The organism is Nocardiopsis oceani, assembly GCF_054777395.1.
Genome location: NZ_BAAHAR010000048.1, coordinates 1 through 23282, shown reverse-complemented (window position 1 = coordinate 23282; position 23282 = coordinate 1). Strand labels below are relative to the sequence as shown.

Below are 23282 nucleotides of genomic sequence, written 5' to 3'. Positions count from 1 at the left end.
ATGCCCACGTTCGCGCACCGAGGTGTCGCCGAGGCCCTGGTCCTGGGCGGGTCGGCCTCCGATGTCAGCGAGAAGCTCGCTGAGGTCGGCTACCTCGCGGACAGCACGACCGCACACGTCTGCCACCTGGCCCAGCAGCTCGGAAAGCCGATCCTGGTCGAAGGACCCGCGGGCACGGGAAAGACCCAACTGGCGAAGTCCCTAGCCGACGCAGCTGGGGTACGCCTGGTCCGCCTGCAGTGCTACGAGGGCCTCGACGAGGCCAAGGCGCTGTACGAGTGGAACTACCGCAGACAGCTCCTGCGCATCCAGGCCGTGAGTACCGGGGACGGAATCGGCGAAAGCGCCGACTCGGACGTGTTCGGCGAGGAGTTCCTCCTGACCCGGCCGCTGTTGGAGGCGATCCGCTCGCCCGAACCCGTGGTTCTGCTCGTCGACGAGGTCGACCGAGTGGAGGTCGAGACCGAGGCGCTGCTCCTGGAAGTTCTGTCCGACTTCCAGGTGTCCATCCCCGAGCTGGGCACCGTGACAGCGCACCACGTCCCGCTGGTCGTCCTCACCTCCAACCGCACCCGAGACCTCTCCGAGGCCCTGCGCCGCAGGTGCCTGTACCTGCACCTGGACTACCCCTCGGCGGAGCGGGAGCGCGGGATCATCCTCAGCCAGGTCCCCGGAATCGAGGAGGGACTCGCGAGGGAGATCGCCCTGGCCGTGCGATCGCTCCGCGAGATCGACCTGCGCAAACGACCGTCCGTGTCGGAAACCCTGGACTGGGCGCGGACACTGACCCGGCTCGGCCGCGGGAGCGTGACCGAACAGGACCTGGAGGAAGGACTCTCCACTCTGCTCAAGCACCAGTCCGACATCGAACAGGTTCGCGGGAAGCTCACCGAGAGCGTGTCGACGGCCGGCGCCGCGGAGCGGCCGTGAGGGACGACCCCGGCCGGGCTCAGGTGCCGACGAACGCAAGCGCGGCGTCCAGGCACCTAAGGTCCGTCGGGGTCCCGAAGTGGTCCAGCCCGGAGAGGGATTTCGGGGTCCCCTCGGGAAGAGCCGCGGCGAGATCGGCGGCGGGCCCGGCGGGGTCGTTCTCACCGACCACGACCAGCGTCGGGGTCTCGATCCGTGCCAGCCGTTCCCGGTCCAGCGAGGGCTGCGGCCGATCCAGGAACCGTGCCAGCCGGTGGACGTCGTTGCCCGACGAGGCGGCAAGCCTGTGCCAGAACCTCGCGGCGACGTCCTCTCGGTCCGCAGCGCCGGTGAGCGCACTGGCCAGCGTTCCGGTCTCCTGCTCGGCTAGGGACGGGAGCCCTACCCCCAGCAGCACCAGGCGCCGGAACCGACTCGGGCGTGCCGCGGCCATGCCGAGCAGGACGAGCGCTCCCGCGGAGAAGCCCACCGCATCCACGGATACGTCCGAGCCCAGGGTGCGACCCAATTGGGCTGCGACCTCGTCGGACCACACCTCGTGCTGGGGCTCCGTGGCGTCGCCGTGGAACGGGAGGTCGGGAGCGAGCACGCTGCGCCCGCCGTTTTCCAGGGTGTCGATCCATCCGGTCCGGCCCCAGCCGTGTTCGGCGGTCGAGGCGAAGCCGTGCAACAGCAGTACGGGGGGAGACTGTTCTGAATTCACTTAATAAATTATACAGAAAGTGGAGAATTTCGTGAGTGTTCTTCTGAATCGGCTGCGGGCCGTCGTCACCGAGCTCCGCGGTGTCGGGCTGCCGATCTCCCTGGTCGAGGAGATCGACGCGGTACGGGCGGCGGGGTGCTGTGACCTCACCGACCGCGAATCCCTGAAGGAGGCGCTGGCCTGCTCACTGGTCAAGGCGGCCGAGCACAGGGCGGTCTTCGACACGGTGTTCGAGATCTACTTCGCGTCAGTCCCTGCCGACGAGCACGAAGAAGAGCACGACGAGACGCACCGGAAGCCGGTCCCCGACGACCTCACCGAGACCGTGCGGCGCGTACTCGCTGAGGACGAGGAACCACTGGCCCTCGTCCTGGCCAAGGAGGCCGTGACCCGGTTCGCGGGGATGGTGCCCGGACGCCCGGCGGGGGTCAACCTGTACGCGTTGCGCGCCGTACGACCGCTGCACCTGGAGGAGAACGCCCGCCTGGTGGGCGACGATCTGGTGCGCGGCGCCGAGGCAGGCATGGCCTTCGCAGCGGACATCGCCCGCCGACGGGTCGAGGAGCGCCGACGGCGCCTGGTCCAGGAGATCGAGGCGGAGGTGCGCAGACGGCTGGTGGCCGACCGGGGCGCGGCCGCGGTCACCCGGACGCTGCGCCTGTCCCTTCCCGAGGACGTCGACTTCGCCAGAGCCACGCAGGGGCAACTGGAGGCGATGGGCCGTGCGGTGGAACCACTGACCCGGAGGTTGGCCCGGAAACTGGCCCGCGACCGCATCCGCCACCGGGGTCCGGTGGACATGCGCGCCACGCTCCGACACTCCATGGCCACCGGAGGAGTGCCCGTCGACCTGCGGTACCGGCCGCCCCGGCCCCGTAGGCCCGAGGTGGTCCTGGTCGCCGACGTGTCCGGATCCGTGGCCTCATTCGCCGACTTCACGCTCCAGCTCGTGTACTCCATGAGCCAACACTTCACCCGGATCCGCGCCTTCGTCTTCGTTGACGGGGTCAGCGAGGTCACTGAGACCCTGCGGGAGTCGAGAGGGCTGTCCGAGGCGCTGGAACGGGTGAGCGAGAGTACCGAAGCGGTCTGGGGGGACGGACGCAGCGACTACGGCAACGCTCTCTCCCTGTTCTCGGAGCGCTGGGGAGGTGAGATCGGTTCCCGCACGACCGTCCTGGTGCTGGGAGACGCGCGGAACAACTTTCGCGCACCGCAGGAGCGGGCGCTACGCTCCATCGCCCGGCGGGCAGATCACTTGTATTGGCTCAATCCGGAACCGGTGCGCTACTGGAACTCGGGGGACTCCCTCGCCGACGAGTACGGGCGCCACTGCGCGGCCATGGTGGAGTGCCGTAACCTCCGCCAGCTGGAGGAGTTCATCGAGTCGGTGCTCTGAGCGGCGGTGCGGTCGGCCGCCTCTCAGGAGAACAGGTCCACCAGGGGTTTGCTCTTCGCGTCATTCTTGTAGAGGGGCATGACCGCGGCCTTCATGTGGTTCTCCCAGTGCTTCCTGGCCCCCTCCGCGTCGCGTGCCTCGACGAGGTTGGCCAGGCGGGTGTAGGAGCGCAGGGTACGCCGGAAGTACTTCGTGGCCTTCTCACCCTCCAGTTCGCTCTCGCTGTCGTCCGGGAGGTGGGACGCCATGATGTCCTGAAGCACGACGCACTGAACCGCGAGGGTCTTGTTGCCTGAGCGCTGCGCGACCAACCTGTGGAACTGGCGGGCTAGATCCAACCACCCCACCTGGTCGGGTCCCGCCTCCTCACCCGCCTGGACCGCCTCGCGCAGGGCTTCCGCCTGGTGGCGCAGGTCGGCGAGATCCTGTTTCGTGCGTCGCTGGGCGAGGAACGCGGCGCAGGCCGGCTCGGAGACCATGCGCGCCTCGTAAACGTCTTCAAGTGTCGTCCCCTGGATCTGGAGCAGCAGACCGACGTACCTGGCGACCACGGACGGGTCCGGGACGGTGACCTGTGCACCCCCGCGTGCCCCGCGGCGCACGCTGATCAGCGTCTCCGTCTCCAGGATGCGGAACGCCTCTCGCAGGGTGGGCCGGGAGACCCCGTATTTCTCCATCAGCTGGACCTCAGGGGGCAGTGCCTCCCCCTCCTTGAGCCCTCCCTGGATGATCTGCCTGCGCAGTTGGGTGGCGATCAGCTCCGCGGTCTTCGGAACCCGCACAGTCCTGCCAACGCGCTGAACCCCGTTCGACCCAACCGACTCCTTTGGTACGCCCATACCAACACCCCATCCGTCACCGTGGCCGGTCGGTCCGGCCACACCTTCGTCCACGCGGTCTCGGCTCCCGATCCTATCGACCCACTACCCCTTCCCTTCCACCTCAGATGATTAAGTTATATTATTTATCTCACTTGCCGGTATCGACGGAAAAGGACCCCCAGATGGAATCACGTCCGGCTGTCCGCCCACTCCCACAGCCCACGCTGGGCAGCGCCGAGTTCTGGTCCTCGGGAAAAGACGGTGTCTTGCGCGTGGCACGGTGTGAGGAGTGCTTCGCCCTTACCCATCCACCCTTGCCCATGTGCCGCTCATGCCGTGGACGCAAGATGTCGCTGTCGCCGGTGTCGGGCGGAGCCACCGTCGTCGGGTTCACCGTGAACGTCCAGCAGTGGCTGCCTGACTTCCCACCGCCCTACGTCATCGCGATCGTCGCCCTGGACGAGGACCGGGCAGCCCGGCTGACCACCAACATTGTCAACTGCGATCCCGACGAGGTCCGCGTGGGGATGCGCGTACGGGTGCTATTCGAGGAGGCCCAAGGAACCGGGGAGGGCGAGGAGATCCACTTCCCGCTCTTCGAACCGGACCCGGAACGGGCCGGTGAGGCCGGGCTGTTCCCCGAGCCCGAGGACCACCGGGTGTACCCACGCCCAATGGTCTCCTCCGACAAGTACGAGGACAAGGTCGCGCTCACCGGCGTCGGACAGTCCACAGTGGGCCGGCGCTTGATGGTCGACCCGCTGTCGCTGACCGTGGACGCGTGCACCCAGGCCGTAGAGGACGCGGGGTTGAGCTTCGACGAGATCGACGGCCTCTCCACCTACCCGGGCCCCGGACTCGGCGGCGGGATGAGCGAAGGCGGCGTGATGGCGCTGGAGGAGGCCCTTAACCTCCATCCCACCTGGGTGAACGGCGGCAGCGACGTTCCCGGGCAGATCGGCTCCATCACCGCCGCCATGCTCGCCGTGGCCGCGGGGCTGTGCCGTCACGTCCTCTGTTTCAGGACCGTCTGGCAGTCCTCGCACGCGACGCTCAGCCGTACGGGCCACTGGGCGCCCGAGGAGGGCCGAGCCACCGGAATGGTGGAGTGGCGGGCGCCGTTCGGGGCCGTCTCCGCGGCTAACTGGATCGCGATGCACGCCTCGAACTACTTCCACCGCTACGGAGGCGACCGGGAAACGCTCGGCTGGATCGCGCTCAACGCCCGCGCGAACGCGGCGCGCAACCCCGAGGCGGTCTACCGGGAGCCGCTCACTATGGAGGACTACCTCCAGGCGCGCATGATCTCCACTCCGTTCAGTCTCTACGACTGCGACGTGCCCGTCGACGGCGCCGTCGCCGTGATCGTTTCCGCGGCCGAGACCGCCGCGGACCGGCCCAGGGCGCCCGTGTTCGTGGAGTCCGTGGGCACCCAGATCACGGAGCGCCTGAGCTGGGACCAGGGCACCCTTTCACATCTGCCGCAGTCCCTGGGACCCTCCGCGCACCTCTGGAGCCGTACGTCTCTGCGACCCGAGGACGTGGACGTGGCCGAGCTCTACGACGGGTTCTCGTTCAACGCCCTGTCCTGGTTGGAGGGTCTGGGGTTCTGTGAGCCCGGCGGGGCCCGGGACTTCGTGGACGAGGGGCGCGGGATCGCGCTCGACGGTCGTCTACCGCTCAACACCCACGGCGGTCAGCTTTCCGCGGGGAGGCTGCACGGCTACGGGTTCGTGCGTGAAGCGGTCCTGCAGCTTCGCGGTGAGGCGACCGGCCGCCAGGTGGGGGACGCCCGAGTGGCCGTGGTCTCCGCCGGGGGCGGCGTACCCTCCGGGGCCATGCTGCTGCGCAGGGGATGACGAAGTTCGGTGCCGCGCCGGGCGTCCCGGCGCGGCACCGAACGGTGTGTACGGATCAGTCGGATCGGGAGGGCCGCCACGTCATGGCCAGGAGCAGGGCGGTGCCCGCCGCTCCCAGACCGACCGCCACGGCTCCGCCGGTCCAGCCGGCGACCCCGGTCCAGAGCGCCCCGTCAAGGGCGAGGGCTCCGGGCCCCGTCACCGCCAGGACCGCGGCCACCACTCCGAGGACCAGGACGTACTCGTAGCCATCCTTGAAGACGAAGAATCCGTTGCCTTTGTGGGCGGTGATTCCCGCGACGAGCATCACGCTGATGATCACCGCGGACGCCAGCGGGGTGAACAGCCCGAGGACGAGCGCCGCGCCGGCGCCGATCTCGGTCACCACGCTGGCCCAAGCCTGGACCCGGCCCGGTCGCAGACCCAGGCTCTCGAACCATCCGGCGGTGCCCTCGATCCGGCCACCGCCCAGCCAGTGGTTCAGGCCGTGGAGGATCATGGTCGCACCGACCACCACCCGAAGCACAAGGAGTGCGGCGTCAACCGGTTCCACGTGCGCTCCTCCAGTCTCCCTCGACGTCCGGAGAGGTCACCGGCCCGTGGATGTCCTTCGCCAGGCCCAGCACCATGGCGAGCTCGTCACGATGGTACGACGCGCCGCCGAAGAGGAACTCGGCCGCCTTGACTCGGCGGAGGTAGAGGTGTGCCGGATGCTCCCACGAGTACCCGATCCCACCGTGGACCTGGATGTTCTTCTCCGCCGCCGCCACACAGGCCTCACTGGTGTAGGCCTTGGCCAGGCTCGCGGCCTCCCGAAGGTGCTCGGGGCTCTCCACCGAGACCCGTGCCGCGTACCGGGCGACGGACAGGGCCGACTCCGCGGCGACGAAGATGTCGACGCACAGGTGTTTGACCGCTTGGAACGCACCGATCGGCTGACCGAACTGCTCACGCACCTTGGCGTAGTCCACCGCCATCTCCAGGACGCGGCCGGTCGCCCCGGCCAGGTCCGCAGCGACAGCCGTCGCCCCTAGGGCCAGGAGCTGGCGCTGGGCCACCGTGAAATCGCCGCCGACCCGGTGTGCGGCCACGCGAACGAGCTGGAGGCGGCCCATCGGCCGGGTCTGGTCCAGGGTCGTGAGCGGTGCCCGTTCGCACCCGTCGGCGTCGCCGTCGACGGCGAACAGACCCAGCCCCTCGCCGGTGGGTGCCACCACGAGGATGAGGTCGGCCCCACAACCGTCGAGAACGGAGTCGACCTGTCCGGACAGAACCCAGTCCTCGCCCTCCTGGGAGGCGGTCACCGTCGACTCGCCCTCACGTCCGGAGAAGCCCTCGGAGAAGGCCACGGTGGCGGTCGTCGTTCCCTCGCTCACCCCCGGCAGGTGGTTCTTCATGGCGTCGGTGTCCCCGGAGAGCAGAAGCGCACCGGCGCCCAGGACCGAGGTCGACAGGAAGGGGCCACCGAGCAGCGCCCGCCCCGTCTCCTCCAATACCGCGGCCATCTCCACGAACGTGGTCCCCTGGCCGCCGAACTCCTCGGGCACCATCAGCCCTTGAAGGCCGAGCTGCTCAGCCATCTGCCGCCAGAGCCCGGAATCGCGGCCCATCCCCCGGTCGGCGATGTCGCGTACGACGCTCTCCGGGGCCTTGTTCTCCAGGAAGGCGCGCGCCGTCAGGCGGAGTTCCTCCACCTCGGAACGGAGTTCCTCATCCATCACTTCTCCTCATCAGGCCGGAAGCCCCAGCACGCGCCGGGCGAGAATGTTCTTCATGACCTCGGTCGTGCCACCGGCGATGGTGGACGCGCGGGCGGCCAGGTAGTCACGCATTACCGTGTCCCCCTCACCGGCCACGGAGTCCAGGCCGTCCAACGCCATCCGGGTCTCCGCCAGCCGTTGGCCGAACTGGCTCCACTCGAGCTTGATGATCGACTGCTCGGCCCCGGGCTGTCCGGTCGCCCGGATCTCCGCCAGCGACCGCTGCCCGAGCACACCCACGATCCGGCCCTCGACGTATCGGCGCACGAGCTCCTCACGCAGGAGAGGGGACAGTTCCTCCCCGGTCCGGTCGAAGCGGTGGGCGTCCACGACCTCCTCCACCTGGCGTTGGATGCGCGAGGCCTGGGTGACGACACCGCTCCGCTCGTGGCTCAGCGTGGTCATGGTGACCCGCCATCCCTCGTTGAGAGGGCCCAACAGGCTGCTGCGCGGCACCCGGACCCCGGAGAAGAAGACCTCGGCGAACTCGGACTCCCCCGTGATCTGCCGGATCGGTCTGCGCTCCACCCCCGGGGTGTCCAGGCGGATCAGCAGGGTGGAGATCCCCCCGTGTTTGGGGGCGTCGGGGTCGGTCCGCACCAACACCTGCATGTGCGTGGCCCGCATACCGTCCGAGGTCCAGATCTTCTGCCCGTCGATGACGAACTCGTCGCCCTCCAGGACCGCCCGTGTGGTCAGCCCGGCGAGGTCCGAGCCGGTACCGGGTTCACTGAACCCCTGGCACCAGATCTCCTCGCCGGCCAGGATCGCCGGGAGGTGGCGGCGCTGTCCCTCGTCACCCCATTCGGCGATGGTTGGGCCAACGTTGGCCACGCCGTAGATTCCGGCAGTGTCCGGCGCACTGTATTCGGCCAGGATCTCGCTGCACTCCAAGGCCGCCACCACGTCGAGCCCGCGCCCGCCGTGCTCCTCGGCCCACTGCGGTGCCACCCACCGGCCCCGTTGAAGCGTGCGCTGCCACTCCAGCCTGCCCTCGAAGGATGGGGAGTCCCCCCAACGCTCACGGAACGCGGGGAGGTGTTCGTCCAGGAACCCGCGCAACTCCGCCACTACACTCACGTCGTCTCCTCAACTTCCGGTTGTGCCGCCGGCTGTCAGCCGGTGGTCACCGACCTGCCTTGGCGGACCTGACGGAACGGAATCTCCCGGTCCGCCGCGGCCTCCCGGGGCATCCCCAGGACGCGTTCACTGATGATGTTGCGCTGCATCTCGCTGCTGCCGCCGCCGAGCGAACCCGCCTGGCGCATGAGGAAGTCCTCGCCCGGCCCACCCCAGCTCGGGTCGCCGCTGTGCCACACGACACCGGAGCGCCCGGCGACTTCGAGACCGATGTCGGCGAGGCGCTCCCCGGACGAGGCGGCGAAGAGCCGGAGCAGCGCACCCGCCGGCTCGGGCAGGGTCCCCCGCGCGACGGCCGCGCCCACCCGTTCGATGAGCTGTTCCCTGACTGTCCCCAGCACGTGTGCCTCCGCGACCAGACCCCGCACGTGCGGGTCGTCCCGCTGGTCGGTGCGCGCGGCGATCTCGGGCAGGGTCGGCGTCCCGCTCCCCCGGGCCGAGCCCGGCCACTGGCCGCTCTCGTAGGGGGAGCCGCCGCCGACGGCGTTGCGTTCGTGGACCAGCAGGCGCGAGGCCACCGACCATCCGGCGTTCTCCTCGCCCACCAGGTCCTCGGCGGGGATGGAGACGTCGTCGAAGAACTCCTCGCAGAACTCGTCGGAGCCGTTGAGCTGCCGGATCTGGTTGATGGTGATGCCCGGCTGGTGGATCTTCAGGATGAACATCGACAGGCCGCGGTGTTTGGTCGCGTCCCAGTCGGTGCGGGTCAGACACAGCGCGTAGTCGGCGAAGTTGGCGCTGGTGCTCCATGTCTTGGCGCCGTTGAGCACGTACAGGTCTCCGTCGGGCGTGGCACGCGTGGTGACCCCGGCCAGGTCGGAGCCACCGCGCGGTTCCGACAGGAACTGGACCCAGACCTCGTCCCCCCGGAGGATGGCGGGCAGGTGCCGCCGCTTCTGCTCCTCCGTGCCGAAGTCCAGGATCGTCGGCGCCAGGATCGTCAGCGTCGGGACGTTGAGCAGCAGGGGCATCTGGTAGGGCCGGGACTCCACGGTGAACGCCTGCTGATGCTCCGGGGAGAGCCCTTGGCCGCCGTACTCGCGGGGGTAACAGATCCCGGCGAAGCCGCCGTCGTACAGCAGGCGCTGGAGACGGCGGGCCTCGAGCCAGGTCTCCTCCCGGTCCCGTTCGGCCACGGTCTCGTCGTAGGCGCGGTCCCGGAGCGGCATGTTCTCGCTCAGCCACGCGCGTGCCCGGCGCCGGAAGGACTGCACGTCCTCGTCAAGGATGTCGTTGCTCATGTGGGGCCTCTCAGACGTTGAGCAGGTCGGCGAGCTCCAGACCCGCCTCGGTGGGGGACAGGAACCGCTTCCGGTTCACGGTGGCTCGGCGCAGGTACAGGTGGATGTCGTGCTCGTGGGTGACCCCGATGCCGCCGTGCATCTGCACGCAGTCCTGGATGATGGCGGTACTCCGGTCCCCCACGTAGCGGGCGGCGACCCGGACCAGTTCCGCCGCGTCGTTGCGCCCCTCCTGGACGGCCCGTGCGGCGGCGTCGGTGGTGGCCGCGCAGGCCTCGGACCACATCGTCATGTCCGCGAACCGGTGCTTGAGAGCCTGGTAGGAGGCGAGCGGACGACCGAAGGAGTACCGGTCGAACGCCCATTCGACGGTGAACTCCATGACCCGCTCGACCAGGCCGACGGTCTCGGCGCACTGCAGGACCAGCGCCCACTGGGTCTGCTGCTCCACGGCCTCGGCCACGTCAGCCGAACCGACCACGAGAGCTTCGGAGCCGACCTCGACCTCGTCGAAGGACACCGAGCCGAAGCGGCGCACCATGTCGAGGCTGGACATCGGCGTGCGCACGCAGCGCGGGGAGCCCGTGGGCACGAGCAGCTGCACGTCACCGCCCGGGGTCCGCGCCGTCACCAGGAACAGGTCCGCCTGGGCCGCCGCCTCCACGCCGTCGAGTGTCCCGGTCAGCGTGAATCCGCCGTTGCAGTGCGGTTTGGCCTCGACCGCTCCGCCCCGACCGTGACACCACGCGGCGACGGTCTCACCGGACAGCAGGCCCTCCAGGTGCGCCTCGGCCTGTGCCGCGGTCCCGTACCGGGCGACGGTGGCGGTCACCACGTTGGTCGGCACGAAGGGGCCCGGGGAGACGAACCGTCCCAGCTCCTCAGCGACGATCACCAAGTCCATCAACCCCTCGCCCGAGAGGGAGCCGCCTCCCTGGTCCTCGGACACCAGCATCGAGGTGAACCCGAGCTGTGCCCCCTGGCTCCACCACGTCCGGTCGAAGCCGTCCGGGTGCTCCGCCAACTCCCGGTGGTGTTCCAGTGAGGTCTCCTTAGACACGAACTTGCGTACCGTGTCGCGGAACATCTCCTGTTCCGAGGTCAGATCCACCTGCATGGGGGTCCTCTCCATCACGGCCGTGACTATCGGCCGGCTCTGTGTTCGACGTTGTCAAGCGCGCCGGGGAAGGGCGACCGTAGCGGTGCCGGGGGCCAGGTCGCCTCCGGGTTCGGCGCTGGTCCACACCGCCAGGTCGAGCAGGATCTCGTCGTCCTCCTCGCGGACGCGCTCGACGCGCGCGCCCGCGGAGACCCGTTGGTCCTTGAGGTTGGCTCCGCGGAACTGGCAGCTCAGGCTGACGACCCGGCCCTCGTCCCCCACGATCGAACGCAGCACGTTGTGCAAGTAGGACCACTGGAGGTTGCCCATCCCGAAGGCGGTCTCGTAACCCGCGGAGCGCCCCGCCCCGTCGTCCATGTGGATGGGCACGAACTCGTCGTTGACCGCCGCGTACCGGTTCCAGTTCGCGAACCCGGTGACCCGGGTGAAAAGGGGGAGATCGTCCCCCGGTGACCATGTTTCAGCCGAGACGGCCATGTGGTCCGCCTTCCGTCTAGTAGCGAATGAGGGTCTGCTGCGTCGCCTTGACCCGTTCCTGGCGCTGGTTCGTCCACACGTCCTGAGTGACGCTGAACAACATGACGCCCAGGCGTCCGGACTTCTCCCAGTACCGCCCCATACGGGTGACGGAGGTGATGACGTCACCCGGCCGTATCCGGACGCCGTACTCCACCGCCATGCCGCCGTTGAGCTGGTTGCCGAGGCCGAGAGCGGGCAGACCGAGCCTCTTCTCCAGAGCGTCGGGGTCGTTCGAGTCGACCTCGTCGCCGACCGTGCGCCGCTCCGCGACCATCCAGGCGAAGGGGTTGAACTCCTCGGGCGCCACGATGCCTCCGTGCACCGTCTTGCCCGCGTACTCGCCGTCCCAGAACAGACGGGAGGGCTCCCCCGGGTAGTAGACCGCCACCGCCCAACGACGGATGTCGGACTCCGAGACCGGGAACGAGGTGACGCGCTCGATCTCCCTTCCCTCGGCGGAACTCATCTCGTCTGTCACGTACGTCGTGCCCGACATCAACCCGACCGCCAAACCAAGTGAGAATTAAACGAAGATCTATTAGATAGATAATTGCACCACTACATTTGATTGTCAATCCTCCCGTCACAGGTGGAGCCGGGCACGAGGAAGGGGTGGCCCGAGCCCCACACTCGGACCACCCCCGCTTCACAACGGGTCGATCACGCCCTCACGCGACAGCCCCCGACTTCCTCACCTCGGCGATGTCGTCCCTGCTCAGCCCCGATTCCAACAGCACCTCGTCGGTGTGCTGACCGTGTTCCGGGGACAGGCGAGGCTCCGGCGGACGCTCGTCGATCTGGATCGGGTTGGCGACGAAGCGGAAGGGGACCCTGTCCACGCCCTCCGCCTCCACGACGTACTCGTTGGCCACCGCCTGCGGGTCGGTGAGGAGCTCCAGGGGGGACTGCACGACCTCCCACACACCCGACTGCCGCGACAGGACCTCCTTCCAGTGCTCCAGGTCGTGTTCAGCGAAGATTTCCTCAAGGATCGCGACGGCCTCGGCCGAGTTCTGGACGAGTGAGGCGGCATCCGCGAACCGGGGGTCCACCGCCAGATCGGGACGGTCCAGCTCCACGCACAGCGGTGCCCAGAAGCGGTCCGGCTGGAGCATGACCAGCTGGATCCAGCGACCGTCCTTGGTCTGGTAGGCGTACGTGATCGGGTTGAACACCTGGCCGCCCGTGGGGATGCGGTCGGAGCCGAAGAAGTCGGCGGCCATGATGTCGGGGGCCAGCGTCCACAGCGCCTGGCTGAAGAGGGAGACGTCCACGACCGACGGCTCACCCGTGCGCTCCCGCCGGAAGAGCGCCGCGGCCACGGCACCGGCCAGGGTCAGTCCGCTGGGCAGGTCACCGTAGGCGGCGCGCTGGGCGATGGGACGACCCCCCAGGTCCTCGGTCATGGCGTAGGCGACACCGCCCCGGGCCATGTAGGACGCCGAGTCGAACCCCCCGTTCTCGGACTCCGGCCCACGCGGGCCCAGACCCGAGCCCCGGGCGTAGATGAGCTTGGGGTTGACCTCCCGCAGCGACTCGACGTCGATACCGAGCTTGCGACGGGCAGCGGGCAACAGGTTGGTCAGGAAGACGTCCGCGTCTTTGACCAGACGCAGCAGCAGTTCCCTCCCCTGTTCGGTGCGCAGATCCAGGGCGACACTGCGTTTGCCCCGGTTGCCGAGCTCCACCATGTAACTGTGCGTGGACTTACCCTCGCCCGGGCGCTGGCCTCCGACCACCAGCTGCCTGGCCGGGTCCCCTCCCCCCGCGGGGTTCTCGATCTTGATGACATCGGCGCCCCAGTCGGAGAGAGCCACCCCCGCGGACGGCACGAAAGCCCACGTCGCGATCTCCACCACCCGGATACCGTCGAGCACACCTGACATGCGAAACCTCCTTGTTACGGGCCATGCCCACGGGTGCCCCTGGCCTGGCAGCAGTGACGACCCACCAACCTACAAACAGCTAAAATATTCATCGATTTCAGCCGACGTGAAAATAATGTAATGGGACTCACGGGCCCACACAAGGGCCTGCGACCCCGTCTGTACTGGTCAAACCTTCAGGCGCCCTCGACCTCGATTAGGACCGCGCCCCCCTGGCCTCCGCCGGCGCACATGGCGGCCACCCCGAGACCGCCGCCCCGGCGGCGCAGTTCGTGCGTCAGCGTCGTCAGCATCCGGGCACCGGAGGCGGCGACCGGGTGACCCAGGCTGCACCCGCTACCGGCTGGGTTGACCAGCGACTCGTCAAGGCCCCACCGTCGGCAGGCCGCGATGGGCGTGGTCGCGAAGGCCTCGTTGATCTCCCACAGGTCCACCTCGTCCGCGCGCAGGGCGGCACGCTCCAAGAGACGTTCGATGACCTCAACCGCGGCCATCCCCGTACGCCGGGGGTCCACTCCCTTCGCCGTCCAGGCCCGCACGGTGGCCAGGGGGGTGAGCCCTTCCGAACGCACGAGGTCCGCATCGGCGAGCGTGAGGGCGGCGGCGCCGTCGTTGACCCCGCTCGCATTGCCGGCCGTGATCGAGAAGCCCGGGATCTCCGGGTGCAGCGGCTTCAGGCTCGCCAGCTTCTCCGGACTACTGTTGCGCCGGGGGTGCTCGTCGACGGAGAACTCGACGACCCAGCCGTCCGGGCGCTGAACCTTCACCGGGACGACCTCGTCGGCGAACCGGCCCGCGTCGATGGCCTCTACAGCCCGCTGATGGGAGCGGAACGACCACGCGTCCATCTCCTCTCGGGTGATACCGACTTCCCGCGCGGTGTTCCAACCGACGGTGATCGAAACGTCGTCGTTGGGCCCTTCATCGGTGTAGGGGTAGGTCGGCGGCATCCGCTCGATGAACTCGTCCGTGGTGCCGGGCACCCGCCAGGTCAGCTGCGGGGACAGTGAGGACGACTGCACCCCGCCCGCGACGACGACCTGCCCCATTCCGGCCGCGATCGTCCCCGCAGCGTTGCCAACCGCGGTGAGACTGCCCGCGCAGTGGCGGTTGACGGCCTGGCCGGGTACGTCCAGCATGCCGGCCGCGACGGCCGCGTGTCGCGCGAGGTCCCCGCCGCCGTACATCTCCTCGGCGAGGATCACGTCGTCCACCTGCTCGGACTCCAGTCCCGAGCGGCGCACGCTCTCCGACAACACGAGCTCGGCGAGCTCCTCCGCCGGAGTCTGCGACAAAAACCCCTTGAACGCGGTCCCGATGGCTGTGCGCACGGCACTCACGATGACGGCCTCTGACACGGAAACCTCCCGGTGGTAGGGGATCGCGGGCCACCCCGTGGGCGACCTACGCGCTCCCAGCTCTGGGGACCACCTTAGGACAAATCCATTTAATCGTATACCCTATTAGAAGAATTAAGCGATATACTTCTCTGCCCGGACGACCCCCGGAGCACCCGAAAACGTCACCCAAGGAGGACCAGTGGAGCTTGCCAACGCATCCGTGATCGTGACCGGAGGAGCCGGCGGCTTTGGTGAGGCGACTGTCCGGCGCCTGGCCGCGGCGGGCATGAAGGTCGTCATCGCCGACCTGGCCGAAGATCGAGGCAAGGCTCTCGCCGACGATCTCGGCGAAGGTGTGCGGTTCATGTCGACCGATGTGACCAGCGAGGAGTCAGTGAACGCCGCCGTCGCCGCGGCGTCCGAGCTTGGACCGCTGCGTGTGGCCGTCATCGTGCACGGGGGCCCCGCCGCGGGCGCTCGCGTCATCAACCGAAAGGGCGAGCCCTACCCGGTGGAGACCTTCCGCCGCACGCAGGAGATCTTCCTGACCGGCACGTTCAACGTGCTGAGCAAGGCCGCGGCGGCCATGGCCAAGACCGAGGAGCTGGACTCCGGGCAGCGGGGCGTGGTCATCACGACCGCCAGCATCGCCGGTTTCGAGGGGCAGGTGGGTCAGTCCGACTACTCCGCCGCCAAGGGCGGGGTCATCGGCCTGAACCTGACCGCTGCGCGGGACCTCTCTCCGCTAGGCATCCGGGTCATGTCAATCGCGCCCGGCACGTTCTTCACCCCCGCATACGGCATGAGCCAGGAGGAGGCGGAGGCCCGCTTCGCCTCTGGTATCCCCAACCCCAAGCGGATGGGGCGCACCGACGAGTACGCTCGCCTGGCCGAGCACATCGCCGAGAATGATTACCTGAACGGGGAGGTCATCAGGATCGACGCGGCGCTGCGCTTCAACCTGCGCTGAGGCGGTCCACACAGACGGACGCCCTCGCGTGCACGGTGAACCCGTGGACGCGAAGGCGTCGTCTCCTACCGGCTACATGTTGTCGGGAATCCACAGCGCGATCTCGGGGAACGCGATCAGCAACAGCAGAACGACGACACTGACCGGGATCAGCCACAGGACCCCGGTGAACACGTCCTTGAGTGAGATCTTGGTCCCCAGGTTGACCCGGGGGTCCTGAACGATCGAGTGCAGGACGAAGGTCAGCACACCCACAGGCGGGGTGATCATGCCCAGCTCCGCCAAGAGAACGATGAACACACCGAACCACAGGGGCGAGATCCCCAAGTCCGCGAAGAGCGGCATGAGGATCGGCACGGTCAGCATGATCAGTGCCAGGGTGTCCATGAACATGCCGAGGATGATGAAGGCGACCATGACGATCAGCAGGAAGGTGACCCGGGAGAGCTCCATGCCCGCCACCAGGTCGATGAGGCCAGCGCTGATGCCGCTGTCCGCCAAGACCAAGGACAGGAACTCGGCTCCCATGAGCAGAAAGAAGATCGCCGCCGTCGTAACCGCGGTGTCCACCAGGGCACTGCGGATGTCACGGAGCGCGCCACCCTCCTTTCGCCGTGCCCACAGGGTCAGGAGCAGGGCCATGAAGGCGCCCATGGCCCCGGCCTCTGTCTCGGTGAGCACTCCGGTGAACATGCCGCCGAGGACGACCCCGACGATGACGGGCACAGGCCAGACGGCGACCACCGCACGCCACTTCTCGGCCGCGCTCGCGGTAGGGGGCCGGACCGCGCCTTTTGCGCCGCGCCCGGCGAGTTGGGGCCAGGCCATCGCGATGGCCATGAGCGCCAGAGCCTGGCAGGCCACCAGGACGATCCCTGGACCGACACCCGCGAGGAGCTGCGGCCCGACCGGCACTGCGGCGACACCCGCGTAGATGACGAGCAGCACACTGGGCGGAATCAGCTGCCCGCTGAGACCGGCCATGAGGACCGACGAGGTCGCCAGCCGCCGATCGTAACCCGCGCGGAGCATCTCCGGGACACCGATCTTGGCCAGGGCGTAGGTCGTGCCGATCGTGGAACCGCTGATCGTGGCGAGCCCTCCCCCGGCCACGTTCGTCCCCACCGCGAGCGAACCCGGCACCCGGTTCAGAAGGAGCCTGATCGCGTAGAAGAGCTTGGTGGTGATACCCGAGCGCCAGAGCAGCATGCTCATCAGCACGAACATCGGGATGACGCTCAGCGACCAAGAGGCCACACTCCCGTAGGGGAACTCCCCCATCAGTGCGCCCACGACCACCCAGTCGTAGATTATGGACAGCCCGAGGAGACCGGGCACGATCATCGACACGGCGATGGGCAGCTTCATGGACATCATCGTGAGCATCATGACCAGAGCCGCGATACCGACGATCTCCGAGGAGAAGTCGAGCCACATCACCGTACCGCTGCCGACTAACAGAAGGAGGGGGACGAGCCGCCATGCCGCGCTGCGTTGGGGGGAGTGTTTGACTCGTACGGGTCTGATGACGGGGGCCGCCGTCGCACCGGCCAATTCTGACAGTTCCTTCACTGGGGAACACCGTCCTCTGACTCCTGGCGGACCGTGCCCCCGGAGATTCTGGAAACGAGCAACTGCGCGGCGTCTACGCCGATCTGGAAGGCGAACAGGAGAAATCCGATGGGTACGGCGAAGGTCGCGGGCCAGACGGTAACGCCGATGACTCCGGCGGTCAGTCCGATCTCCATGTTTCGTACCGCTTCGACGTATCCGTACCAGGCCAGTCCCAGGGCCACCAAGAAGGTGACGAAGTAGCTGAACATCTGGAACTCGAACCGGACCCTCTCGGGAGCCCGGTCGAACAGCAACCGCGCCTCGATGTGCTGGCCTTTCTGCTGCGTGGCGACGAAGGCGAGCAGGACGATGAGCGGCATGTACCAGTTGCCGACGTACTCGATGGTGCCCTCGATGGGCTGGTTCGAGAAGGAGCGCATGAGCGCCCCTGCGATGGTGTGCAGCATCAGGACGACGATGGCGCCCGCTGCGATGATCATCCCCGCCTTCCCCGTGTACACGGAGACGGCGGTAACCCAACGGTTCACGGTATTGATCGCCTTTCTCGGCCGGTCTGGGAGTCCCATACGACCGAAGGGGACTACTCGGGCCGAGCGGGGACGAGCACTTCCTCGTAGAAGCGCTCGAGATAGGGGTCCAGGTCGACTTCGGGCATGCCCGGGGAGAAGTCGTCGTCGTAGGTGGCCCAGGCGGTGTCGTCCGGGTAGCCGAGCTCTTCGGTGACGATGTCCCACCACTTGTCGTGCAGGTCGGCGTACTCGCGGACCACGGAGGAACCGTCCTCGGCGAGTTCGCTCTCTTCGATGCGCTGCGCGGTGAGGTCCTCGGTCTCGGCATAGCTCTCGCGCATGGCGGCCACAACCTCGTCGTCGTACTCCCCGAAACCCATGTCCATATCGTGGGAGACCTGGATCGCCTCGCGCATGGTGTCTATCGAGGCCATCAAGACAGACTCGAGCATCTGCGGCTGGGTGTCCCACAACAGCTGCTGCGCCGCCAGGGGTAGTTCGTTCCAGCGCCGTTGGCTGACCCCCCAACCCTGAGGGGTCTCGCCCCAGTCCGCTCCCTGTCCCACTCCGAAGGTCCAGCTGTCGGTCACCTCGTAGTAGCCCGCCGATAAGTGGGAGGAGACGGAGTTGACCGCGCAGTCGACCACCCCGCGCTGAAGGCCCTGGAAGAGTTCGTTGGTGGTCAGGGAGACCGGGGTCATCCCGAGGGACTGGGCCACGCGCAGGTGCGCCTGGTCCACGACCCGTACCTGGGTGCCCCTCAGGTCCTCCAGGGTCTCTCGGGGCTCGTCTCCGACACATTGCATCTTGATGTCGAAACCGGCCGAGTAGAGGGGGTACATCGCCACGATCGCGTGGTCCCCGGCCTCTTCTTGTAGGGGGGCCCAGGTCTGTCCGAACTCTGACTGCGCCGCGAAGGTCGCCAAGCTGCCGGAGACCGGGTTGTTGTGGCCGAAGTGCGACATTGAAGTCACGATGTTGCTGGTCGGCCACTCGTCTGGCTGGTACGAGGGGATGTACGTGCCCATGTCGACACGGCCCTGACTAAGGCCGTCCGCCATGCCGTCCAGCGGAACCCGCGCCCCGGCGTAGTCGAACTCGAAGCTGATCTTGCCGCCGGACCACTCCTCTACCAGGGCGCCGTAGTCCACGAACGCGTCTGTGTTCGGTTCCCCGGGGCCCGTAGTGAGACCGCCGAAGTTCAACGTGATGGGTTCCATGTCCGCCAACGCCTCGGCGTAAGCCTCCGGTGGACTACCCACTGGAACGCTCGGCCCTCCTGCGGACGTGGTGGCGCTGGCTCCTTCGACACCGGGCACACAGGCTGTCAGGAGCAACACCCCCACCGCTGTCGGGGCCATCACACGTGTGCTCAGACTTCGTCCTGCTCCCACGACCATGCCGCTGCCTCTCCTCACGCGTTCCGGCCGTAACACCCAGGGATGGAGGCGGACACCTCGCTGCCACTGCGCACACCGGTGAAGCGTTCAGGTCTAATTGGGTCTTTTATATGACTCTTTCACCTCTTAAGCGGCAAGTGTGATGCGGGACACAAACCCTGTCAAGGGAGGTTCAGGAGAGAACATCAACCAACACGCTCCGCTACCAGCCGATTCGTCGGGGCATGGACGTGGGAGGGCGCCCCGGGCACCATCCCGAGCGGGCCGATGGATTAACGGACATTCATTAAAATGATTAATCTTTTAACTAACGAAGAGTATCTTCAGGGCGCATCACTCCCACAGTGCCGCGGCCCACTCCTCCAGCACTTCCTCCCAGGTCACCGTGCGGGTTGGCCTGGGACGGGATTTCGCCCCGAGTGGCCCCGGCCTCGCGTACCGACCGCCATGCCAGGGGAAGCACGACAACAGCCGCGAGAGCCGCCGCTGCCCCCGCAGCCCAGAAGACGACGAGGAAAGCGGTCATACTCGGATGGGCGGCGGCACCGGAACCCACCGTGAACACCGTCGTCACCGCGGCGATGGCGGAGCTCGCCAGCGAGGTCCCAAAGGACCGGAAGAGCGTGTTGACCCCGTTGGCCGACGCCGTCTGCGTGGCGGGCACGGCCCCCATGATCAGCGTGGGCATCGCCGCGAAACTGAGCGCCGTCCCCACCGCCACGACCGTCGATCCCACCACGATCCCCATCAGATCATCGGACGTGTACACGCGGGCGACATAGCCGAACGCCATGACCAAGGATCCCGAGACCAAGGAAGTGAGCGCCCCGAAGCGGCGGGTGATCGCGGCCGTCAACGGGGCAAGCACCGCCATGCACAGCGCCATAGGCAGCATCCACAGCCCCGCATCGATCACGCTGAGCCCCAATCCGTAGCCCGTCTCGGGTGGGAGCTGGAGCAGCTGAGTGGTGACGAGCATGTTCGCGAACATGGCGAAGCCCGTCAGTACCGAGGCGATGTTGACCAGGAGGACGGCGGGTCGGGCGGCCAAACGCACGTCCACCACCGGGTGGGAAACCCGCAGCTCCACGAACAGCCAGACCAGAAGCAGGAGCAGACCGCCCACGGCGCACCCCAGGGTCAGCGGAGAGGCCCATCCCCACTGTCCTCCCTTGGATAGCGCGAGCAACAACGGCAGGAGACCGCCGCACAGCAGGACCGCACCGCCGAAATCAAACCTCCCGCCCGCGAGCACCCTCGACTCGGGCACCACCAGGGGCACTGCCACGAGCATGAGGCAGCCGGCGACCGCGGTGACCCAGAAGACCACCTGCCAGTCCAGGTGCTCGACGATCACACCCGCCAGGGGAAGGCCCACACCGGCCCCGATGGCCAGGGTCGCGCTCATCAGCGCGACCCCGACCGGCACCCGGTGCCGGGGCAGCTCGTCTCGCATGATCGAGATGCCCACGGGGATCAGCGCCATGCCAAAACCCTGGAGGGCGCGGGCCGTGACAGCCATCGCCAGGGTGTCGGTCAGGGCTCCCAGCACCGACCCCGCGATCATCACTGCGAGACAGACCAGCAGCATCAGCCGTTTACCGAACATGTCCGCCAGGCGCGTGACCACGGGGATTCCAACCGCCCCGGCCAGCAGGGTCGCCGTCACCATCCAGGAGGCGTTGTCGACCGTGGTGGACAACAGGCGGGGGAAGTCGGGCAGCAAGGGGACCACGATGGTCTGTTGGAGTGCGGCCACCGTGCCGCACAGGCACAGCACCGCGATAACCAATGCCGGGGGCGCCGACCACCGGCGAACATGCCTACCTCTTCGCCTTCGACGGGAGATAGCTGCAGACGAGCGCTTCCGCCGTGATGAACCCATATGCGAAATCCCCCAACACGTCGTGCCGTCAGTCAGCCGATGGTGACCTCGCCCCGGTTGCCACCGAGGCTCTCTTATAGTTAGATCATTATGCAGAGTCGATTGATAGACATCATAGAGAGGTTCGTATGACCATCGGCAAGCTCTTCCACATCATCCACATGACAGGGGACCTTCCCGCCCTGGAATCCTGGTACGACGACGTGTTCAGCGTTCGCCGCGGCTTTCTCGACCACCACTACATGGAGGGTGAGAAGCGCGACGCCTCCTTGGTGGTCCTGGGTGACTGCGTCATCGAACCACTCGCGCCCGCATTCCGCGTGGAGGGCTGGGACGCCATGCCCATTGGCCGCTTCTACAAGCGGTTCGGCAACCACTGGCACTCCATCGCCTGGTACGACGACGATCCCGGCGAAACGTGGCAACGATGCACTGACAACAACGTGCGGGTGTTCGTCGAGGGCGGCGTCAGGACCGCAGAACGGCCGCCTGCCTCCTCCGCGATAATGACCCACCCCAAGGACACCATCGCTCAACTGGAGTTCATGCGGGTCGAGGGGACACCCCTGGAGAAGGACGACCCACGCCTTCAGCCGGGTTGGGACAGCACCTGGTGGGTCGACAACCACCCGCTCTCCCTCCACGGCCTTGCCTACACCACCGTCCTCACTAAGGACCTGGACCGTGCCCGAGGCGTCTACGTCGACGTCCTCGGCGGCACCCTCCTGCACGAGGGCGAGTCCGCTCTCACCGGAACCAGCGACGTCCACGTACTGCTGGGTGACACGGTGGTCCAGCTGTCGAAGCCGGTGGCCGAAGGAACCCTTGCCGCCGCGGACATGGGGGCCAACGGCGAGATCCACCACGCCGCCGCCTTCAAGGTGAGCGACCTGGACAAGGCGGAGGCCTATCTGGAGTCCAAGGGCGTCAAGACCCTCGTCCGAGACGACGACACCATCCTGAGCGACCCCAAGACCACCCACGGAGCCCTGTTCCGCTGGACCACCTGGGACGTCCCCGGTGGCCCCTTCGCCTAACCAGCCCCCGCCCGCCCGCGCGGGCGGGCGCCCCGACCCCCGGGAGTGACGTGAAAGGCAGAGCACTGGTCACCGGTGCCAGCAGAGGCATCGGCAAGGCGATCGCCCTGAAGCTGGCCAACGACGGGTTCGACGTCGCCATCGGTGCGAGAACCCTCAACGCCGACAGTCCGACGCTCGACCACAGCATGAGTGTGCACCGCAGGAACGACCGTCCGCTCCCCGGCAGCCTGGAGGAGACAGCGGAGCTGATCGGCCAGACGGGCCGGGAGGCCTTTCCCGTGCGCATGGACCTCACCGATCCGGGCTCCGTGGAGGAGGCCGTCGACCTGGTCCTCAGACAGTGGGGTTCCGTCGACCTCGTCGTGAACAACGGCAGGCACATCGGTCCGGGACTCATGGACACCATCCTCGACACCCCGCTTGAGCAATACCGCCTGTTCGTCGAGGCGCACGCCGTCGCGCCGATCCGAATAGCCCAGCTCGTCCTGCCCGGCATGCTGAGCAAGGGCGCGGGCACGTTCGTGACCATCAGCTCGGGCTCGGGCACGGACTTCTACCCCCAGGGCAAGCCCGGAGCGGGCGGAGCCGGGCTCGGCTACCGGCTGGGGAAATCGGCCGGCCACACTCTGGTCGGCAGCCTGCTCGCCGAGTACGCGGACCAGGGGATCAGGGCCTTCAACGTCGACCCGGGCCTGGTCTCCACCGAACGCAACTCCATCGAACTCGCCGAACTCGGGTTCGATCCCGACATGGGAGCGCCACCCGCCGCCATCGGCGCCGCCGTCGCGTGGTTGGTCACCGTATCGGAGGCTGACGAGCTCATGCGGGGCGACATCTCGGGGCAGGATCTCGCACGGGAGAAGTCCCTGTACTACTGGTGACTCAGAGGCCGCCCCGAGGGGAAGCACGCACGCTGGATCTTGGAGAAGGCCCCGAGCCCGAGTGCACGGACCCGCGACCCTCACTAACGGGGTCCGCAGGCGCGATCGGGTATCGCTGTCGCGCGAACGATCAACCAACCACCACGGGGCGACCCTAAACTCGGGCGCCGCCTGTCAGGAGGCCTCCGGCGATGCATCCTCTGTATTTGACACTGGGCATCATCACCTCGGTCTTCGCCGTGGTCGCGCTCGCCTTGTTCGCTCTGGGTTCGTACCAGATCTGGCGGACCGTGAGTGTGGGCCG

21 protein-coding genes and 1 pseudogene are annotated in these 23282 nt (G+C 67.7%); 7 read left to right on the top strand and 15 right to left on the bottom strand.

The window, feature by feature from the left end; all coding sequences use genetic code 11:
- The gene (locus ACYVDG_RS25910) at positions 1–930 is read left to right on the top strand and encodes an AAA family ATPase (RefSeq protein WP_460758919.1); all 930 of its coding nucleotides are present in this window, start codon (positions 1–3) and stop codon (positions 928–930) included.
- A gap of 19 nt (positions 931–949) precedes the next feature.
- Here ACYVDG_RS25910 and ACYVDG_RS25905 read toward each other — a convergent pair whose 3' ends face one another.
- Entirely contained in the window at positions 950–1633 is a 684-nt protein-coding gene (locus tag ACYVDG_RS25905; RefSeq protein ID WP_460758917.1) for an alpha/beta fold hydrolase, read from the bottom strand.
- A gap of 31 nt (positions 1634–1664) precedes the next feature.
- Here ACYVDG_RS25905 and ACYVDG_RS25900 point away from each other — a divergent pair, with 31 nt between their 5' ends.
- Positions 1665–3032, top strand: coding sequence for a VWA domain-containing protein (locus ACYVDG_RS25900; RefSeq protein ID WP_460758915.1), 1368 nt, complete (start codon positions 1665–1667; stop codon positions 3030–3032).
- Positions 3033–3055: 23 nt separating this feature from the next.
- Here the strand turns inward: ACYVDG_RS25900 and ACYVDG_RS25895 are convergent, their stop codons facing one another.
- Positions 3056–3814, bottom strand: a complete 759-nt coding sequence (locus ACYVDG_RS25895) for a FadR/GntR family transcriptional regulator (RefSeq protein WP_460758913.1) — start codon at positions 3812–3814, stop codon at positions 3056–3058.
- 164 nt (positions 3815–3978) lie between these two features.
- On the opposite strand from ACYVDG_RS25895, the pseudogene ACYVDG_RS25890 reads away from it, so the two are divergent.
- Together ACYVDG_RS25890 and ACYVDG_RS25885 are read left to right on the top strand one after the other, a co-directional pair.
- Positions 3979–4191, top strand: a pseudogene (locus tag ACYVDG_RS25890) (zinc ribbon domain-containing protein); the annotation flags it as partial.
- A 9-nt stretch (positions 4192–4200) separates the two neighbouring features.
- The gene (locus tag ACYVDG_RS25885; protein WP_460759115.1) at positions 4201–5712 is read left to right on the top strand and encodes a thiolase C-terminal domain-containing protein; all 1512 of its coding nucleotides are present in this window, start codon (positions 4201–4203) and stop codon (positions 5710–5712) included.
- A 55-nt stretch (positions 5713–5767) separates the two neighbouring features.
- Here the strand turns inward: ACYVDG_RS25885 and ACYVDG_RS25880 are convergent, their stop codons facing one another.
- The 9 genes from ACYVDG_RS25880 to ACYVDG_RS25840 all read right to left on the bottom strand — a co-directional run bounded on the left by ACYVDG_RS25880 (position 5768) and on the right by ACYVDG_RS25840 (position 14736).
- On the bottom strand, positions 5768–6265 hold the full coding sequence (locus tag ACYVDG_RS25880; protein ID WP_460758911.1) for a DoxX family protein: 498 nt from the start codon (positions 6263–6265) through the stop codon (positions 5768–5770).
- A complete protein-coding gene (locus ACYVDG_RS25875) occupies positions 6252–7430 on the bottom strand; it encodes an acyl-CoA dehydrogenase family protein (protein ID WP_460758908.1) in 1179 nt (392 codons plus the stop codon). The genes ACYVDG_RS25880 and ACYVDG_RS25875 overlap by 14 nt, the downstream gene beginning before the upstream one ends.
- 12 nt (positions 7431–7442) lie before the next feature.
- On the bottom strand, positions 7443–8552 hold the full coding sequence (locus ACYVDG_RS25870; protein ID WP_460758906.1) for an acyl-CoA dehydrogenase family protein: 1110 nt from the start codon (positions 8550–8552) through the stop codon (positions 7443–7445).
- 35 nt (positions 8553–8587) lie between these two features.
- Complete coding sequence (locus tag ACYVDG_RS25865) at positions 8588–9853, bottom strand: acyl-CoA dehydrogenase family protein (RefSeq protein WP_460758904.1); 1266 nt, start codon at positions 9851–9853, stop codon at positions 8588–8590.
- 10 nt (positions 9854–9863) lie between these two features.
- Positions 9864–10985, bottom strand: a complete 1122-nt coding sequence (locus tag ACYVDG_RS25860) for an acyl-CoA dehydrogenase family protein (RefSeq protein WP_460759112.1) — start codon at positions 10983–10985, stop codon at positions 9864–9866.
- A gap of 39 nt (positions 10986–11024) precedes the next feature.
- Positions 11025–11450 carry a hotdog family protein gene (locus tag ACYVDG_RS25855; RefSeq protein ID WP_460758900.1) on the bottom strand — a complete coding sequence of 142 codons (426 nt, stop codon included), beginning with the start codon at positions 11448–11450 and terminating at the stop codon, positions 11025–11027.
- A gap of 16 nt (positions 11451–11466) precedes the next feature.
- On the bottom strand, positions 11467–11988 hold the full coding sequence (locus ACYVDG_RS25850; protein ID WP_460758897.1) for an FAS1-like dehydratase domain-containing protein: 522 nt from the start codon (positions 11986–11988) through the stop codon (positions 11467–11469).
- A 172-nt stretch (positions 11989–12160) separates the two neighbouring features.
- The gene (locus ACYVDG_RS25845) at positions 12161–13378 is read right to left on the bottom strand and encodes a CaiB/BaiF CoA transferase family protein (protein ID WP_460758894.1); all 1218 of its coding nucleotides are present in this window, start codon (positions 13376–13378) and stop codon (positions 12161–12163) included.
- A 176-nt stretch (positions 13379–13554) separates the two neighbouring features.
- Positions 13555–14736: a thiolase family protein gene (locus tag ACYVDG_RS25840; protein WP_460758892.1), complete on the bottom strand. Its 1182-nt coding sequence runs from the start codon at positions 14734–14736 to the stop codon at positions 13555–13557.
- Positions 14737–14917: 181 nt separating this feature from the next.
- Here ACYVDG_RS25840 and ACYVDG_RS25835 point away from each other — a divergent pair, with 181 nt between their 5' ends.
- Positions 14918–15688, top strand: coding sequence for an SDR family NAD(P)-dependent oxidoreductase (locus ACYVDG_RS25835; RefSeq protein WP_460758890.1), 771 nt, complete (start codon positions 14918–14920; stop codon positions 15686–15688).
- A 72-nt stretch (positions 15689–15760) separates the two neighbouring features.
- Here ACYVDG_RS25835 and ACYVDG_RS25830 read toward each other — a convergent pair whose 3' ends face one another.
- From ACYVDG_RS25830 to ACYVDG_RS25815, 4 genes are all read right to left on the bottom strand, one after another.
- Entirely contained in the window at positions 15761–17125 is a 1365-nt protein-coding gene (locus ACYVDG_RS25830; protein ID WP_460758888.1) for a TRAP transporter large permease, read from the bottom strand.
- Between the two features lie 131 nt (positions 17126–17256).
- Positions 17257–17790: a TRAP transporter small permease gene (locus tag ACYVDG_RS25825; RefSeq protein ID WP_460758886.1), complete on the bottom strand. Its 534-nt coding sequence runs from the start codon at positions 17788–17790 to the stop codon at positions 17257–17259.
- A 53-nt stretch (positions 17791–17843) separates the two neighbouring features.
- A complete protein-coding gene (gene dctP / locus ACYVDG_RS25820; protein WP_460758884.1) occupies positions 17844–18992 on the bottom strand; it encodes a TRAP transporter substrate-binding protein DctP in 1149 nt (382 codons plus the stop codon).
- Between the two features lie 487 nt (positions 18993–19479).
- On the bottom strand, positions 19480–20964 hold the full coding sequence (locus tag ACYVDG_RS25815) for an MFS transporter (protein ID WP_460758881.1): 1485 nt from the start codon (positions 20962–20964) through the stop codon (positions 19480–19482).
- Between the two features lie 221 nt (positions 20965–21185).
- Between ACYVDG_RS25815 and ACYVDG_RS25810 the strand changes: the two genes are divergently transcribed.
- Together ACYVDG_RS25810 and ACYVDG_RS25805 are read left to right on the top strand one after the other, a co-directional pair.
- On the top strand, positions 21186–22094 hold the full coding sequence (locus tag ACYVDG_RS25810) for a VOC family protein (protein WP_460758879.1): 909 nt from the start codon (positions 21186–21188) through the stop codon (positions 22092–22094).
- A gap of 50 nt (positions 22095–22144) precedes the next feature.
- Positions 22145–22978 (top strand): SDR family NAD(P)-dependent oxidoreductase, encoded by an 834-nt coding sequence (locus ACYVDG_RS25805; protein WP_460758875.1) that lies wholly within the window; start codon positions 22145–22147, stop codon positions 22976–22978.
- Positions 22979–23282 lie beyond the last annotated feature (304 nt).

Excerpts from the sequence above, each read along its gene's own strand:
- ACYVDG_RS25910 (WP_460758919.1), top strand. The coding sequence starts at position 1 with ATGCCCACGTTCGCGCACCGAGGTGTCGCCGAGGCCCTGGTCCTGGGC.
- ACYVDG_RS25885 (WP_460759115.1), top strand. The coding sequence starts at position 4,201 with ATGTCGCTGTCGCCGGTGTCGGGCGGAGCCACCGTCGTCGGGTTCACC.
- ACYVDG_RS25875 (WP_460758908.1), bottom strand. The coding sequence starts at position 7,430 with ATGGATGAGGAACTCCGTTCCGAGGTGGAGGAACTCCGCCTGACGGCG.
- ACYVDG_RS25865 (WP_460758904.1), bottom strand. The coding sequence starts at position 9,853 with ATGAGCAACGACATCCTTGACGAGGACGTGCAGTCCTTCCGGCGCCGG.
- ACYVDG_RS25860 (WP_460759112.1), bottom strand. The coding sequence starts at position 10,985 with ATGGAGAGGACCCCCATGCAGGTGGATCTGACCTCGGAACAGGAGATG.
- ACYVDG_RS25855 (WP_460758900.1), bottom strand. The coding sequence starts at position 11,450 with ATGGCCGTCTCGGCTGAAACATGGTCACCGGGGGACGATCTCCCCCTT.
- ACYVDG_RS25850 (WP_460758897.1), bottom strand. The coding sequence starts at position 11,988 with ATGTCGGGCACGACGTACGTGACAGACGAGATGAGTTCCGCCGAGGGA.
- ACYVDG_RS25845 (WP_460758894.1), bottom strand. The coding sequence starts at position 13,378 with ATGTCAGGTGTGCTCGACGGTATCCGGGTGGTGGAGATCGCGACGTGG.
- ACYVDG_RS25830 (WP_460758888.1), bottom strand. The coding sequence starts at position 17,125 with ATGTGGCTCGACTTCTCCTCGGAGATCGTCGGTATCGCGGCTCTGGTC.
- dctP (WP_460758884.1), bottom strand. The coding sequence starts at position 18,992 with ATGGAACCCATCACGTTGAACTTCGGCGGTCTCACTACGGGCCCCGGG.
- ACYVDG_RS25810 (WP_460758879.1), top strand. The coding sequence starts at position 21,186 with ATGACCATCGGCAAGCTCTTCCACATCATCCACATGACAGGGGACCTT.